This is a genomic window from Paenibacillus sp. J22P165, assembly GCF_059692015.1.
In genome coordinates this window covers 67,395-83,400 of record NZ_JCAUAP010000019.1, presented here as the reverse complement: position 1 = coordinate 83,400, position 16,006 = coordinate 67,395, and the positions used below count along the sequence as shown (strand labels likewise).

General features: G+C 43.7%; 13 protein-coding genes. 2 read left to right on the top strand and 11 right to left on the bottom strand.

The genetic code is table 11. The features are described from left to right. Positions 1 to 98: 98 nt before the first annotated feature. From AC58QM_RS32210 to AC58QM_RS32165, 10 genes are all read right to left on the bottom strand, one after another. Positions 99 to 1,070, bottom strand: a complete 972-nt coding sequence (locus AC58QM_RS32210; RefSeq protein WP_497288833.1) for a protein NO VEIN domain-containing protein — start codon at positions 1,068 to 1,070, stop codon at positions 99 to 101. Continuing rightward, complete coding sequence (locus AC58QM_RS32205; RefSeq protein ID WP_497288832.1) at positions 1,045 to 3,012, bottom strand: DEAD/DEAH box helicase; 1,968 nt, start codon at positions 3,010 to 3,012, stop codon at positions 1,045 to 1,047. The genes AC58QM_RS32210 and AC58QM_RS32205 overlap by 26 nt, the downstream gene beginning before the upstream one ends. Before the next feature lie 15 nt (positions 3,013 to 3,027). Further along, positions 3,028 to 4,314: a hypothetical protein gene (locus AC58QM_RS32200; RefSeq protein WP_497288831.1), complete on the bottom strand. Its 1,287-nt coding sequence runs from the start codon at positions 4,312 to 4,314 to the stop codon at positions 3,028 to 3,030. Between the two features lie 14 nt (positions 4,315 to 4,328). Further along, positions 4,329 to 5,261, bottom strand: a complete 933-nt coding sequence (locus tag AC58QM_RS32195; protein WP_497288830.1) for a hypothetical protein — start codon at positions 5,259 to 5,261, stop codon at positions 4,329 to 4,331. Between the two features lie 1,041 nt (positions 5,262 to 6,302). Next, the gene (gene dcm / locus AC58QM_RS32190) at positions 6,303 to 7,862 is read right to left on the bottom strand and encodes a DNA (cytosine-5-)-methyltransferase (protein WP_497288829.1); all 1,560 of its coding nucleotides are present in this window, start codon (positions 7,860 to 7,862) and stop codon (positions 6,303 to 6,305) included. Positions 7,863 to 8,154: 292 nt separating this feature from the next. After that, complete coding sequence (locus tag AC58QM_RS32185; RefSeq protein ID WP_497288828.1) at positions 8,155 to 8,592, bottom strand: hypothetical protein; 438 nt, start codon at positions 8,590 to 8,592, stop codon at positions 8,155 to 8,157. 53 nt (positions 8,593 to 8,645) lie between these two features. Next, a complete protein-coding gene (gene rlmD / locus AC58QM_RS32180) occupies positions 8,646 to 10,070 on the bottom strand; it encodes a 23S rRNA (uracil(1939)-C(5))-methyltransferase RlmD (RefSeq protein ID WP_497288827.1) in 1,425 nt (474 codons plus the stop codon). Positions 10,071 to 10,269: 199 nt separating this feature from the next. Next, positions 10,270 to 11,199: a diacylglycerol kinase gene (locus AC58QM_RS32175; protein WP_497288865.1), complete on the bottom strand. Its 930-nt coding sequence runs from the start codon at positions 11,197 to 11,199 to the stop codon at positions 10,270 to 10,272. A gap of 51 nt (positions 11,200 to 11,250) precedes the next feature. Continuing rightward, complete coding sequence (locus AC58QM_RS32170; protein WP_497288826.1) at positions 11,251 to 12,033, bottom strand: sirohydrochlorin chelatase; 783 nt, start codon at positions 12,031 to 12,033, stop codon at positions 11,251 to 11,253. A 139-nt stretch (positions 12,034 to 12,172) separates the two neighbouring features. Then, complete coding sequence (locus AC58QM_RS32165) at positions 12,173 to 12,463, bottom strand: YerC/YecD family TrpR-related protein (RefSeq protein WP_056612830.1); 291 nt, start codon at positions 12,461 to 12,463, stop codon at positions 12,173 to 12,175. 284 nt (positions 12,464 to 12,747) lie between these two features. Here AC58QM_RS32165 and AC58QM_RS32160 point away from each other — a divergent pair, with 284 nt between their 5' ends. Both AC58QM_RS32160 and AC58QM_RS32155 read left to right on the top strand, forming a co-directional pair. Continuing rightward, complete coding sequence (locus tag AC58QM_RS32160; protein WP_497288825.1) at positions 12,748 to 13,392, top strand: aminotransferase; 645 nt, start codon at positions 12,748 to 12,750, stop codon at positions 13,390 to 13,392. Between the two features lie 88 nt (positions 13,393 to 13,480). Then, positions 13,481 to 14,155, top strand: a complete 675-nt coding sequence (locus AC58QM_RS32155) for a class I SAM-dependent methyltransferase (RefSeq protein WP_497288824.1) — start codon at positions 13,481 to 13,483, stop codon at positions 14,153 to 14,155. A gap of 74 nt (positions 14,156 to 14,229) precedes the next feature. Here AC58QM_RS32155 and AC58QM_RS32150 read toward each other — a convergent pair whose 3' ends face one another. Beyond that, complete coding sequence (locus AC58QM_RS32150) at positions 14,230 to 15,804, bottom strand: glycosyltransferase (protein WP_497288823.1); 1,575 nt, start codon at positions 15,802 to 15,804, stop codon at positions 14,230 to 14,232. Positions 15,805 to 16,006: the final 202 nt, after the last annotated feature.

The window sequence follows — 16,006 nt, the reverse complement described above, 5'->3', positions numbered from 1 at the left end:
GGGTTTTTGCTAATTTGTAAGAATTGCTACAACTGAAACTTTAAATTAATAATTAATTGTTTCTTCAGAAGGACATTTATCATGCAAGTACGACCTTCTTAAACTGTAACGACCTTGTCCATCCCCGTTGGCAATACCAAGTATGAGGTAGGTTGCATCAACCAATCGTCAGATTTTATCACTAGCTTTGCAGGGTTGCGTATGATTGCAGGGACATACCCAGGTTCAGCAATCTTTTCGGAATTAATTAAATATATGTAGTATTTATCGCCATACAATGTAGCGACATCAATCTCGTTTTCCGACCAGTAAAAATGGGTTTGACCTATAAAGGACTTTACCTCAATAAACCGATCAAACTCAACCGATGTGTCTATCTCAAATGAAACAATATCATACCCAGCAGAAACGTCGATACCTGAAATGCGTTTGACTTTTTCGACAAGTGCAGAATCGGACAAACGAGCCTTTTCATATCTCACCACATACTCCTCTGCTGCTTCACCCTGTAGTTCTTGTTGCTCTAGTTGCTTTTTCAGTACTTCGAGAGACATTTTACGTCTTGCTGTCTTCTGAACCTTGGCAAATATAGCTTCATACCTTTCATTAAGTTCTAAGGTACCAAATCCCTCTCGTCTTTCTGATAAGGCGTTAAGTTGTATGAGGACGTTTCTGAAAACAGCAGCGACTATCGGGAATCCATGCCTTTGAATGTAGTATTTGCCCTTAATGGTATCATAACGCAAGGCATTGATATCGATGAACGAGTCATTAGTTAACCTCTTGAGGCAAGCTTCGCATAACGCTTCCTCAAATCCGTTGTCGAGCAACAAATAAAGTTGCTTTCCATCTTCGGTGGGTATCAGTAAATTTTCAGAAACCCTAATGAACCCTAAGAATTCAAAAAAGGCAACTGCTACGTTAAAATTAATCCGTATGCCGTCCACAAAAGAACATATCTGCCGCGCCGAGTCCGCAACTATCACGTCATCCTTGAGAACTGTGCTGGCAAAGTAAGCGATTCCGCGGGAATCGCCTATGGTGTTACTTCGCCTTAGCTCTTCTTGCATAGTCCCTCAACACCGCCTTTATATCATCGTCCCCGCCCTCCTCAAGGTTGTTGTCAAAGAGTGGGATAGGCATACTTTCAATAATCTCTAATAGCCTGCGTTCCTTTTCAGCAAGCCGCTCGTGAATTGTCAAGTCCACGGAATCGGCAGATATCAAATAATAGTAATTGGTCACAACATCTGCATTAAGTCCGTAACGGTGAATCCTATCTTTTGATTGCAGGAAATGGGCAGCGTTAAACGAACGCTCCAAGTAGATGGCATTGTGACACGCCTTATGGAGCGATATTGACTCCGCAACCGCGAATGGGTTTGCAATAATTACTTTGTATGAGCAGTCCACCTTGTGGAATTCACTTACTATTGATTCGCGGGTATTGGAATACTCTTCGTCATCTTCGCTTATGCCATCACCTGCCACAGGGGTCGCACCGTACAGAATACGTGATTCAATTCCCTGCGTATACAGATAATCCCGAAGCAGTTCAATATTCTTTATATAACACGCCCAAACAATTGCCTTTTCGCCACGGGCAATAATTTCCTGGAGTATATCTCTAACAGCAACGTATTTCGCTGGAGTTTCGACATCCGAATAACGTAGTATCTCATTAAGCATTACCGTATCTTCCTGCACCGCGCCAAAGTCAATATCCTCAATCATTGCGAACTCTGACAGGGGTTGGCGTAAGAGTGCAGGATTTGTGGACGCCTGCATCAGTCGAACAAGCCTTGCCCTTACCAGTTCGTTCTGAAAACGCTGATCTTTGTTACTCGCAATATCGTATATGTACTTCTTCTCAATGTAGTCGTATATCCGCCGTTGGCTTTCGCCCATATCCACCATAACAGGGGGATTGTTAATGGCGGGAGGTATGTCAAGATCACTCTTCCTAATCCTTATAAAAAATGGTGAGATGGAATTTAGCAATGAGCCTACCCTTGGGTCATTTGGTGTTCTAGACATATCCTTAAGTTGACCAATTTGGAAGCGAATGATTTCCTTCGTTGGCCATATGAAGTTGAATAAGTTGTATAAGTCCTCGTATCCGTTCGGTGCAGGCGTTCCCGTGAGGACGACCCTAGCCTTGCTGACTTGTGACAACGACATTATACTTTGGGCGATAATCCCACCATTTGTATTCTTAATTTTATGAGCTTCATCAAGCACCACCATGACCCGGTGCTTCCGAAGAAAGAATCCAAGTTCCTCGGTAAGCGACATGACCGAAGCATAGGAAAGAAGCGTCATTTCTGCGGGATTGTTATCATATAAGTATTGTTTCTTCTCGTCTATTTGTAGCTTTCCCGTGAGCCGTTTCACCGACGGCTTTACTCCAAAGCACTCATCAAACTCGAGTTCCCATGGTCCAAATGCATTGAGAGGACAAATAATCAGTAACCTATCAACTTTCCTTTGATGATCTTCAGGCAAGTTCTTTAGGTATGCATAAGCTCCATAGACTATACTAGTCTTTCCTGCACCAGGGACTGAGAAATTACAGGCGTTCTGTGAAAATGCCAAGTGATATGCAGACAACATCTGCAAGTTATATAGGGTTCTAACCGGCATATGGACTACGAGAGCATCGCGAAACGACTGTAACTCATGTACATCACACATGTTATTACGGATTGCAAGAGCCTTCGCCGAAAACTCGACAAACTTGTCCTCCTCCTCAATGTATGATTGGATACCCTCACTCGTTTCCCCAGAGAGTTCAACATTGCACTTTGCGTATCCAGCCGCCGTCCGCACCCTATCGATACTTTTGTTCAGGCTATCGGATATAGAGATATAGATTCCCCCATTAAGGAGGGTGTAATCAGTATTATCCTTAAGAAAGCGTATGGCGCGGCGGCTTTCTAAGAGTTGCCCGACATCTCCAGTGACTATGAGCTGATTGTCGGTTATATTTGAATCAACGCGTAACACACCCATACTTCTACCACCTGTCTATCGTAAGATTTCCTCGAACTCCTTCACCTTCCTCCCGATTTCAACAAGGAATTCTTTGATACCAGGATCATCCTTGAAAGAGCCTTGACCGGTATCCACCGCAGAAATGGCCTCCCATGCTTTCTGAAGTAACTTGATCGGTTCTGCAGCTTGTTGTTTATTGTTCAATTTATCGCGTGAGTTCAGGAAATTGTCATCAAGTTTTTTTCCAACGGCACTCCTCCACTCACTATCCCTTGCACGAAGCAAACGTCCAACATCCCCTCCAGGGTTTTCGCGGATTATATCATCAACGGATTTTTCATGGACTTCCTCTACGGTTTCGAAGTGCGTATCCGCAAACTGTCTCCAAATCCCTTCATTTGAGAAAAAACTGGAATCAAAGCTATTCTTATTCGGTTTTCTAATTATGTCACGAAAGTCCTGTTGATCTAACCCTAATCGGATGTAGTCAAAGGAAATGCTCTTTAGGTCGGAAACATCCGCTTCAATGTCATAGCCCCACATCTTGGATACCCCACCAGCAGCATAACCACGCAAAGCACTATCTAACTTTTGGAAGGAATCTTCCTTTGTATCAAGAGCCGTATAAATTCCCGTATAACCGTAAGTATCCAAATACTCGTCCATCAGCTTAAGGACGTCAAGGTACATCTTTACCTCCTGAACTTTAACTCCCATAAAATTAGAAATCTCATTGTTAGAGAAGTTCTCACTCGCCAAATCACCGGCCTTAAGGTACTTTTCTATGGGGCCATAATCCACCTTGGCATCCTCACCCATCTGATAAGTAGTCTCAAGGCGGATAATTTCTTTCCTATCCGCATCTATCGGAAGAATGATGGCTTCAAAGAACTGAGTGTGTTGTTTGATATTGGCGCCAATGCTGTCATCACGCCAAATTTTATTCAAAAGGCTGGCACGACGATTTCCATCGATTATTTTCCCGTCAGCAGTGACAATGCCATACCTCTGTTGGTGGTCCTCAAGGAGACTCTTAATCGTCCTCTTGTTTGCTTCTTCCTTGGACTCCCACAAAAATTTCTCAATAAGGGCAACATCAGCCAAATTATCTGGGTTTAGCGAGTGGTTCTGGCGTTCATATGATTTAACCACGCTCCCTATACGACCATTGTACGGGTTGTACGTGAGTATACTCAACGGAATCCTATATGCGTTGAACGTCTTACGTTCACCATGATATGTGAGAGTTATCCCCGTCATACATGGCTGCGTTGATTCCTGAATTCTCTTGAGCTCAGCTTTCCGCTGCTCCGTGTTCATTGATTAATTCTCCTTTATATATAGTATTTTATAATGTCGCCAAAAGTATCCAATGCCTTCAAGTTCAGTAAGTAATCTGAACAACGTTCAATCTTGTTTAGATCAGATTGTCGCGCAACCCAACCCGCTCCATCAATCACGTTAATAAATACTATGCGCTGTTTGTCTTGCTTGCCTAAGTTCCGTTCCCGGAGTTTAGCAGCAACGGATTCGGCTCGTTCAGCATACTTCGTTTGAACACTCGAAGTCGTTATCCCATATGTTATATCTATAAGCATACGAGGTGTTGATTCGTTTGGAATAGCTATGCTGATCACCTTATCCACTAGAGTTACATTCTTTTTAAGGGAATATGTGAGGCCGAGCTTATCACACTCCCTAGTAATAGCGATAGACGCACACTTAAAAAAGCTATCTCCAATTTTGTTGTTGTAGTTTCCTTCTAACCCTTTCTTGACAAGCCGCCTAATATCGTCTTGGCTTGCAAGCCTGCCGAGTGTTGCTACGTCAATCGAAAAATTCTCAAGATAGTACGCCGGAATGAGTTCCTTATACTTAACCAACGTTGCACCTTTCATAAGCAAATCACAGACTTCGTCCATAAATGATGGAATTGTGAGCATTTGTCCACGAATTTTTGATAGAGACCATTCAGTAGTTGGCATATGGCGCTTTTGAATACGCAGCATAGTTATGATACGCTTGAACTTTTCTTCAGAGATATTAAGAAGGCTAATAATTCTATCGAGAGCTTCGCCATCTTCATGGATATAACTTTTTAAACCCTCAACGGTCGCTATCCCCAACAATCGTTTCTGTAATTCCCCAATACTGGTAGTTACGCTATCGACGTACTCTTTTTCTAGGTCTGCGTCTATGTAGAACATAGTAGCAGACCTTATAAATTCCTCAATCGTCATCGACTTAGGTTTTATTAACGCCATCATCCCTTACCCCCACCTTATTTTTTTCATACATGAAGACAGTACACTCACATAATGCTTGTATCACTGACACGCAATTCGCCAACGTTACAATTTAGAGCAGGACATATTTGGGAGAGTATCGCTGTGTTTACTACAACCAAGTTTAGCAATCGTAAATGCGCTAATGTTAGCCCCGCACTGCAGGTCTTGATTCTTCATATCTCTATCTATCAGAACTTCCACAATTTTTTGTAACTAACTTCCAATGGTATATTTCCCCAATAAAATTTTAGCACATTTAAATTCAAAAATTAAGAATAAATGTGCAAGAACATAAAAAAGTTGAATTTCCACATATCTTTAAATGAAAATTGAGAGAACATAACTATACCTCTGCCGGGCATAAAGTCGTATTCATAAAACACACCTCGCCAAGAGCATCATAGATGGCAGGCCATAAAATGCGTTACGGCTCAAAAACTAAAACCCAAGCGGCTTTAATTGATGCCATCTGATATGAATCCAAAGCTGCTACACCACTTGACAGGCCGGACCTTTCAGGAACGCTACAGCCAGGCGTTAGAGGTACATATCCTGGTTCAAGCCTGCCTGGGTCGAAGATGGCTTGTTAAATTGCAACGACAAACTAATGAAAGAACTTTACAACAGTGAATGACCTTTTGAACGTCATCGGTCGAGTGACTTGAATCATCTTTGATGCCTATTATATTATTTAATTGAAATACTAAGGGTTACTTTTCATAATAGAATAAAATACTTTATAATACTACTATATATATAATTTCAATGTAATGGCATAGTAAACAGGATAGTAAATCTATCAATGATGCGTTCATATGGAAAATATTTAAATTGATATTGATGATGGTACTTTAGTCAATTAATTAGATTAATATATTAGATAACAACAATTTATTCTCTTGGAGAGGACAATTCTTCTTCTGGTTTTGAGCGTTTTTATATACGTAATCTTATACCATAATTTGTGCATTAAAAAAGGAGTAGAGGCTGTGTGCCTTTACTCCTTTTTGGGATATCATACTATTTATTCACAAAGTGTAAGTTGTTGCTCTTCACATAAGACTCTGCTAGCCTAGCAGATATCTCTTTTATTACAGGAACAGTTACTGTATTCCCCAATAAATCGAATCCCGATTCACGCTCTTTATCATTACTGTCTAAAAAGTTTAAATCGTAAGTTTCCGGATATCCACACAATCTTAAACCTTCACGTAGAGTAAGCCTACGCAAACCCTGACCGTCAATTACTCCCAAAGTTGATACATCCATTGCCACTAAAGTCGGCGCAACGCCATCTGGGTCCAATATCTTGCTAAACTCAAAACTTAATTTCCCCGCAACTATGTTATAGCCCTTTGGTTTTGAAATATCTGCTCTTCGTTCTACTTTGAAAGTTCCATCCCCGATTGGAATTTTTATTTGTTCCTTAGGGTGTTCCAATGTTAAATATCCTTTTTTCACAAGTTCATCCAGTGATTCCTGAACATTCAAATCATTGTAAAATGTTTCTATTTGATCTTTTGTCAAAGGCATTCCATCCATCCAAGTAATCCCAATTTCTTTAGCCCAATGCCTTTTCCTTCTTTCTTTAAGTAACATTTCTAATAATTCTTTCTGCTCTCTTGTCACATCACCTTTGATTCCGAGCTCCCAGCTGTGAATGTTATTTACTCCTCCTCGCTTATCTTTAATTGATTTCCCATATAATTCTTCAGGTTTAAAATATTTAAAAAGTAGCTTTGTAAATTCATTATCCAAAGTAGGTAAATTTTTTTCTGATATCTCTCTAAAGGTAACTTTCTTTTTATTAAAATTTTTTAGTGAAATTTCTTTATCAAGTGTTCCAATTATATAAACCCGTTTCCTAGATTGAGCAACTCCGAAATTTTGCGAATCCATTAATTCCCAAGTTACAGAGTATCCCAGATTTTTTAATGAAGATAAAATAGTAGAAAGAGTTCTACCCATTTCATCCGACTTAGATTCTTTGTCATGCATTACCAGACCTTCTACATTTTCAAGTATGAATCCATAAGGAGTCTTTGCTTTCAAAATACGTTCTATCTCAAAGAATAACGTACCTCTTGTATCTAGAAATCCATGTCCTTTACCCGCAGAACTAAATGCTTGACATGGAAACCCACCTAATAGAAAATCAAAGTCTTCTGGTAAATCCTCATTTTTAATCTTCGTTATATCTCCCTCAATTTTCTTATGTTTAAAATTTTTTTCCAAAGCTAGAAGTGCATGAGGCTTGATTTCTGAAGTCATAACGCATTCAGTTGTGTAGCCTGCTTCATTAAATGCTTGCTCAAATCCAAGTCGGATACCTCCCAATCCAGCAAATAAATCTATGAATCGTACGACTCTATCCCTCATTAATTTTCTTTTCTCCATTTCTACAATTAGAATCTCTGAAACTTTTTCAGAAAATGACTGGCCATACCCATACATAGTAATTTCATCAAACACTGATTGTGGTAAATATATTTTATAGCCCTTTTTTTTATCAATCTCTTCTAGAGGTGCTCGTCCAGCTCCGGTCCGTGCCCCCCCCCTACCTCCAGTATTAGAATTCATATTTATGATCTCCTAACTATTTATCTGCCACCAAATATATCATATTTTATTGAATATTGAACCCTTAAATTCAAAATAAATATTTCAATAACACAACATTTATGGATATAATTTTGAGATTTATATACCGAATTTGCTCCTTCCGGATTAAAAAAAATAAAAACGCAGAAACAAAGGCGTTTAGCCAATATTTCTGCGTGCTTCACAGATTCAACGATTTAATTATACTTTATAGTATTCAGACTGAAGTGTAAAGAGCTAATTCATAATATAAAGTAACTCATCCAGCATTTTATAAAGTATTAATATATACTATTCTAGAACTAGATTTATAAGGCAGAGCTGGTTCTTTTATTTCACTATAAATAATTAAGTTATCTATACAAATACATCCTATTTTAGTGGAGGAGTCAATGGTTTTAGTCCTAAACGTTATTTCTAATAAATTGATGAAATCTTTAATTGTGGAATTTCCATCAAAAATTCCATTTGATATACCAAATTCTTTAAAAGCTCTTTCTACAGTGTATTTCTTGGAATAATGATATTGTCCTTCAGCAACGTCAAATCCATTTAAACGGAAAATAATTTTATCTCCCGCAGTTATTCTACGTTCATCTGGTATCCAATTATTAGTCCAATAGTTAATACGTGTTAAGACATCTATGTTTGCTTTTATATTGCCGTACCAAGTAAGATATTTATCAATTGATAATATGCCTCCAACCAAATTAGTCTCCCCCTCTAAAAAAACTAGTAATTATTTTCGAAGACCTAATTTAACTAGTAAATTACTTCAAGCAATGCCACCGATTCCACATGCACCGTCCACGGAAACATATCCACCGGCGTCACCTCCGCGACGCCATACCCGCCATCGACCAGCACGCGCAGGTCGCGCGCGAGTGTCGATGCGGAGCACGACACGTACACCACGCGCCGCGGCTGCAGCTCGAGGATGGTCGCCAGCAGCGCCGGGTCGCAGCCCTTGCGCGGCGGGTCGACCACGATCACGTCAGGCCGAACGCCCTGACGTGTCCACTCCGGCAGGACGACCTCGGCGGGTCCTGCCTCGAAGTGCACGTTCGTCATGCCGTTTAACTCGGCATTCTTACGTGCATCGGAGATCGCCTCTTCGACGATCTCGACGCCGTACACCTGTCCCGCGCGCTGCGCCAGGAACAGGGAGATCGTGCCGATGCCGCAATAGGCATCGACAACCGTTTCGCCGCCTGTCAACGCGGCGTACTCCAGTGCCTTCCCGTACAAGACTTCCGTCTGGACGGGGTTCACTTGAAAGAAGGATCGCGCGGAAATAGCAAATTTCACTTCGCCGATATAGTCATAGATGACCTCGCTGCCCCACAGGACGCGCGTCTCATCCCCAAAAATAACATTGGTCTGTCTCACATTAATGTTATGACAAATGCTCTTCACCGCAGGCAGAGCCTCGCGAATGCCAGCAATCCACTCATCCGCACGCGGAATCTCCGCACCATTGGTAACCAAAACAACCATGACCTCGCCCGTGCGGAAGCCGACTTTGACGACGACATGGCGCAGTAGTCCAGTCCCAGTCTCTTCACTATAAGCGCGAATGCCTAAACGCGAGCCGATCTCTTTCACCCGTGCAACGACTTCATCGTTCGCCTGATGTTGAATCAGGCACTCTTCCATGTCGATGATGCGATGACTGCCCTGCGCATAGAATCCGCCGATGAGGCCACCCTGCTCTTCCCCAAAAGGAACCTGAGCCTTGTTCCGATATCTCCACGGATCAGTCATCCCCAACGTCGGATGAACAACAATCCCTTGACCTTGATCTTCATTATTAGTAGCTTGGCCGTTAGTCGGCTCTCCCGCCACCGCCAACTTCCCAATCCGCACCAGATTATCAACAACCTGCTGCCGCTTCACGCGAAGCTGCGCCTCGTAACTCAAATGCTGCAACTGACAGCCGCCGCACTCATCATAAATCACACAGTCAGGAGCAATACGATCCGGACTCACTGCTAGCAACTCAACTAAACCAGCATACCCATACTGTTTCTTCAAATGTTCCACGCGTACCAAGGCACGCTCACCCGGCAGCGCCCCCGCAACAAAAAGGGTAAAGCCGTTCACACGGCCCACCCCTTCGCCATCATGGCTGATCCCAATGATCTCAGCCTCGTATTGCTGTCCGATTTGCACAGGCAAGCCTGCCATCCAAGCCGGCACTTCTTTTTTCCCTCTATTATTACCATTCCCTTTGTTACTAGCCGAGCTCCCTGCTCTTCCAGCCGATCCCGACCTGCCACTACCTCTATGTTTACCTGGCGCAGAGCCAGATGTACCTTTTGTTTTCATAATTCCCTCACTTAATTCTACCTAAAATTAATCATGTTAATCTTTTGATTTTAAAACCCTACTCACTCTCATCATGCCCATTCCCATGCCCCTTCAAATGAAACGGCGTGGTCAAAGTCTCAAGAAATTTCTTTTTATAAATCGACTGACCCGACTCATCCACGATCACCCGCAAATGGCTCTGCAAATTGGTCATCACGCATGGTAATGTCCCGCCGAACTCGCCATCTAGGTTCAACTGAACGTAGTCCGGGGAGTTAATTTCGATATGATTCGTCTGAAAATAAATCAAGTTCGGATCACTCAAATGCTCGCCGCGCAGCGCGAGTGTAACGATACGGATGAACTCTGCGAGGTTACACTTTTTCAGAATAATGACATCGAACATGCCATCATTAATGTTGGCTTCTGGCGCTAACTTCTCGAACCCACCAACGGAGTTGGTGTTGCCCACGAGGAAGAGCATGACTTCTTCATGCATCTCGCGATCGCCGGCTTTGATATAGAGCTCGATTGGCTTCAGCCTAGGCAGCTTCTCGAGTCCCTTCATATAATAGGCCAACTGGCCGATCATGGTTTTGAGTTTGCTCGGGACTTCATACGTCAGCTCGGTCATCGAGCCGCCCCCGGCGATATTAATGAAGTAACGGTTGTTGATTTTGCCTACATCGATAGCGGTTGTGTACTGCTGTATGATGAGGTCGCAGGCATACTCCAAGTTCTTGGGGATACCCAGCGCACGCGCAAAATCATTCGTCGTCCCGAGTGGCAAAATGCCCAACGGAGGTCTGCCTTCTCTTTCGGCCATGCCGTTGACGACTTCGCAGATCGTGCCATCGCCGCCAGCCGCGATGATTAAGTCGAACCCTCGACTCACGGCCTCGGCCGCTGCGAGTGTCGCATCGCCTTCACCGATGGTGGCGTGAGCGGATGTTTCAAAACCGCCGCGCTCTAAGCGTTGGAGGATTTCTGGCAATCTTTTTTTCATTTCTTCCCGGCCTGAAGTCGGATTATAGATCAATCGTGCTCGTTTGACCACTCAGTTCATCCCCTGTTCACCTGATGGGAATACGGAGGCAATCTGCCCCTCAATCCATTCGGAAATTTGCGGACTTGGCAACAAAGCCTGTCCATGATATTTGTATACAAACCCTTCCAATCGGGAAGGAATCACTTTATGTGTAAAATACCCTTCACTTAGAAAAAGCGGAGCCACAATGACTTTATACGACGGCTTCTCGCGTGCCCACCAGGCCATCTTCTCAGCCAACTGATCGGGCAAAAGCATAGCAATATCCGCCTCGGCGAAGCCGCCTAGCTTTTGAACCCGCTCCGCGAGTCGTTCCAGTCCTTGGCGCCACTTCTGGTGGAAGCCATCTTCCTTACTCCCATGCCCCACCAATAGCACAATCTCTTCCTGAGGCGATTCGGAAAGCTCTTTGATTTTGCCATAAAGAATAGCTGCAATATCGGGATGATCATCAATCGGAGACGTGAAATGAATCCGCGCCTTTATTTGTAACAGCTCCATATCGGTTTCGAGCAAGGGTTCAGCAATAACCCCTAATGCGTAGCTAATCTCATCAATATGTGTACTCCCAGAGGACACGAACAGCGGAACGACGATGATATCGGTCACGCCCTGCTCCTGCAAACAGAATATTCCATCTTGTATCAATTTACCCGAGACGAGCTCCAAATATGACGCATAAATGGGCATGGCATCCGGCATCCGAACCGCTTTTACGGCATCCTCCACCAGCTGAACCCAGCCCTCATCACGGGATCCATGGCTAATGACCAGCACACCATACTTCCTCATTCCAATTTCCCCCACCCGTACGAACTAAGCCTATCTTCCTATGCTAACGAATGTGTTCCGCTATGTCAATTTGATGCCTGCTTAAACATAGAAAAACCCCGCATTACACGAGGTAATACAGGATTTTACAAGTCATTATTTAACGATTCAAACGATCCAAAGTCAACACATAACCATCGTTCCCGTAATTCAGGCACCTCTTGACCCGCGAAATGGTTGCTGTAGAAGCCCCTGTTTCCGCTTCGATCTGGTTATACGTGCATCCCTTGCGCAGCATACGAGCCACTTCAAGGCGCTGCGAAAGCGACTGAATCTCATTCACAGTACACAAGTCATCAAAAAAGACGTAACACTCTTCAATATCCTTCAACGTTAGTACAGCTTCGAAAAGCTGGTCTATGGCTTTATCATTTAATTTTTTTAATTGCATCTGCTGTCAACTCCCGGTCAAAAAGCATGTTAGCTCATTGGTACTTCTCTAAGCTCCTGTGTATCATTCGACGCGACGTGTATAATTCCTTCCTTTAGGATTGCGATTCGTTAAAATTTCTATGCGTTAATGAGGTAAACAATGACAAAACCATGGCAAGCGCCCTCAAAAAATGAGCATTCGCACAACAAATCCCCCTGACCCGTGACATTCGTCCATACCAAAGGTAGGCAAGTGACATATCCTGTAGGAGACAAATCTGATAAAAAGGATCGTGAATCCTAGTGACCAACCCAAGACAACAAATTATTGGTAATGGCGGAAATCGTCCTGAAGTAGTGGAAACAAGGAGCTTAACCCTTCCAGGTGAAGGCTTCGGTCAATACCCCGGCTTAGGCGGTGGCAATCCCTTCGGTGGTGGTGGCGGCGGCTTTGAAGGCGGTGGCGGCTTCTTCGGCGGCCCTCCTGCTGGCGGCAACGCCGGTGGAGGTTTATTCGGCGGCGGCGGTGGCGGCAATGCAGGCGGTGGTCTATTTGGTGGTGGCGGAGGCAACGCCGGTGCTGGTGGCGGTGGCGGCGGTAACTTCCTAAGCAATCTCCTTGGTGGCGGCGGCGGTGGTGCTGCTGGAGGTTCCTCGAACCCGCTCAGCGGCTTAAATATGAAACAAATCTCCGGCTTCGTCGAGCGGATGGGTGGTATTGACGGTATCATCGGCACGATGGGCAAGGTTCAGAAGTTCATGTCTACCTTTCAGCAAATGGCACCGATGGTGAAGACGCTCTTTGGCTCTATCGGCAAAGGCAAGGTCGCTTCTGGCGACTTGGAGGAAGTCTTCCGTCCGAAACGCAAACGCCGTAAGAAATCCGGCACAGGCAAGAGACGCAAAGGCCGCCCTACATCCGGCACGGCTAAGCGCAAACGCAGATAACGTAACAACACAGTGAAAAAGCGGGGACCCTCCCGCTTTTTTCACTGTGTTATCGGTCCCTCATGGCAGAAACAATAGGAGCTGTCTCATGACAAAGACAAATCGATCTTCCCAACCACTATTGGAATCCCGTTTTATTAAAAACTCTGATCCATCGGCTCCCCATTTCATCTATCAATTGCCCGAAACCTGGTGGAGCCGCCCTTATGAGTATGCATGGTGTACCTCTTTTGCGAATCCTACTGATACTGTGCTAGACGCTGCCTGCGGTATTTCGCATCCATTCAAATTCTATTTGGCACGTCACTGTAGAGACACTTACGCTTGTGACCTAGATCCCGCCATTTCCACCTTCGACAGCATATTAAATGAGATTAAGACCGATATCGGAGAAGATGCCGCCGAACAAATCGCAGCCGAGTTCCGTATGAATCATTCCTTTATTCAAGCTAGTATTACTTCGCTTCCTTACGAGGATAATAAGTTTGATACCATATTTTGCATTTCTGTTTTGGAGCATCTTCATCGAACTGATGCCACAAAGGCGCTTTTAGAGTTCAACCGTGCCTTAAAAGACGATGGCAGGCTAGTCCTAACACTGGACTACCCCACTGTTGATTTGCATTTTTTCCAGCAGCTCGTTCACACTACGGGGTTCGAGTTTTACGGAAGTGTAGATTATGAACAACCAGCCGATGCACTATACACCGATCTCTGGGGAGGACTTTACTGCTTCCGTGCCATATTAAAGAAAAAATCCTAGAAAACCAATAAGGCGATGGCTTCCCCTTTCGAAGGGAATCGATCGCCTTATTTTTACGTAAATCTGATCTACTGCTACTCACTCCACTTCACGAGACGCGGCTCAGGATCCAGAATCGATTCATATTGTTCCTTCCAGCCATAGCTTCCATCGGGATCGAGCCTCATGTACCGTTCGTATTTATGCGCGCGAATCTCAGGCGTTGACCAACCTAAATGCTTCACACGATTTGCCAGAAGGAATGCGGGTAAGTCGAATATATTGTCAGGGAAACGTCCACAATGCAAGGGCTGTTCTTTCCATTTAAAAGCAAAGTTCTTTCGATAGCGTAACAACAGCGGACGGTATACAAAATGAGCACGCCAATATTCATCTTCGCGGTAATGCGTATCGGACCACATATCATAAAGACGAAAGCATCCGACATCTTCATTCACTTGCTGTAAGACTGAAGTAATATCAGACGCAAAACCTTCATCGAATTCTTCGTCCGCATCCATATTAAGAATCCATTCCGGCTCTTGGCGAATCGTTTCTTCCCACTGTTGTTTCCTTAACATGACCTCATTGTTGAAATTTGCGGTGTTATTGCGTATCAAATGCAGAGGAATGCCTTTCAGGATCTCTCGGCAAATCTCCGAACTGTTGTCACTACTTCCATCATCGATAATCACCGCTTCGTCTATATACGCCCTATGTTTGGTTAACACCTGCTCCAGGTATTTCCCAGCTTCGTTATGAACAATCATAGACAGTGTGAGCTTGGGACGGGCTGTTGTAGGGGTTGGAAAGAGAATTGCTGGATTAGCATCTGTTTCTTTCAATGGCTGCAGGGTACTTGGCGTTGCATGATATCGCCGCATAAAGTCTTCTGCCTCCGGTAGATCCGTTTCCCTATATATATGAAAAGCAGGATAATGCGTATCGACGAACAAGGAAAACCCAAGTACCTGAGCACGAATACAAAAATGGCGATCTTCGCCCCAAAAGGATAAATTATTGATTTTATTAAAGTTGACACCTTTCTGTAAGGCATCTTTCCGAATGCATGTACATGCACCAAGACCGCCTACTTCATAAACGCCTGGTTGACGAAGACGCGCTAGGAACCTATGCTGACGCACAATCTCCTGCTCTTTGGACAGTACCTCCCTGCCATTTCGCTCATACATGATATATTCATCGCTTACCCACACTTGAGGAAGTGGAATTGAATTGGGTTGCCAATAGGTCCAAAAGATTTCAGAAATAATGCTTTTATCCGATTCCAAGAGCTTATCTAGCGTTTCTGGACGAAGCAGTAAATCGGAATCGATCAAGAGCAGGGCATCATAATCGTTTTCTAATGCATGTTCAATGATGCGATTTTTAAATAATGCGACTTTCCATATTAATTTGTCATTCCAATGATGCGTCATATGATCCCGATAATAATTGCCTGAAGTAGTATTTTCATGGAAAATAGTCGTTTGCTCTAGATGATCTTCTTGAAATTGGCTCAACAGCTGCTTGGATTCCCCATCCGAATTATCATCAATAAAGAGATAATGAACTTCTGCCGTGGGTGCAGACAATAGATGAAGAGATTGCAGAAACAATCGAAGTATGGAAGGTGCTTGGCAAACAGGACTTCCGATGAGAACACGCATTCCAGTTACCTCCCACGGGCTATTCGGTAGCACAGACGCCTACTTGTGCCCCCTTTGTCGTACTTTTCCATCTAGTATTATTCCTCTCCGGATAAAAATATGATCCCTCTCACCATAATTCTCGCGCTTGACTAATTTGATGATAGTACCTCATCTCACTCTATTATGACAAAAAGACTCCTCGTCTTTTCAGACGTAGGAG

Bases quoted from the DNA above. Each gene is read 5' to 3' on its own strand.
- AC58QM_RS32210 (WP_497288833.1), bottom strand. From the start codon at position 1,070: ATGCAAGAAGAGCTAAGGCGAAGTAACACCATAGGCGATTCCCGCGGA.
- AC58QM_RS32205 (WP_497288832.1), bottom strand. From the start codon at position 3,012: ATGGGTGTGTTACGCGTTGATTCAAATATAACCGACAATCAGCTCATA.
- AC58QM_RS32200 (WP_497288831.1), bottom strand. From the start codon at position 4,314: ATGAACACGGAGCAGCGGAAAGCTGAGCTCAAGAGAATTCAGGAATCA.
- AC58QM_RS32195 (WP_497288830.1), bottom strand. From the start codon at position 5,261: ATGATGGCGTTAATAAAACCTAAGTCGATGACGATTGAGGAATTTATA.
- dcm (WP_497288829.1), bottom strand. From the start codon at position 7,862: ATGAATTCTAATACTGGAGGTAGGGGGGGGGCACGGACCGGAGCTGGA.
- rlmD (WP_497288827.1), bottom strand. From the start codon at position 10,070: ATGGCAGGCTTGCCTGTGCAAATCGGACAGCAATACGAGGCTGAGATC.
- AC58QM_RS32175 (WP_497288865.1), bottom strand. From the start codon at position 11,199: ATGAAAAAAAGATTGCCAGAAATCCTCCAACGCTTAGAGCGCGGCGGT.
- AC58QM_RS32170 (WP_497288826.1), bottom strand. From the start codon at position 12,033: ATGAGGAAGTATGGTGTGCTGGTCATTAGCCATGGATCCCGTGATGAG.
- AC58QM_RS32165 (WP_056612830.1), bottom strand. From the start codon at position 12,463: ATGCAATTAAAAAAATTAAATGATAAAGCCATAGACCAGCTTTTCGAA.
- AC58QM_RS32155 (WP_497288824.1), top strand. From the start codon at position 13,481: ATGACAAAGACAAATCGATCTTCCCAACCACTATTGGAATCCCGTTTT.
- AC58QM_RS32150 (WP_497288823.1), bottom strand. From the start codon at position 15,804: ATGCGTGTTCTCATCGGAAGTCCTGTTTGCCAAGCACCTTCCATACTT.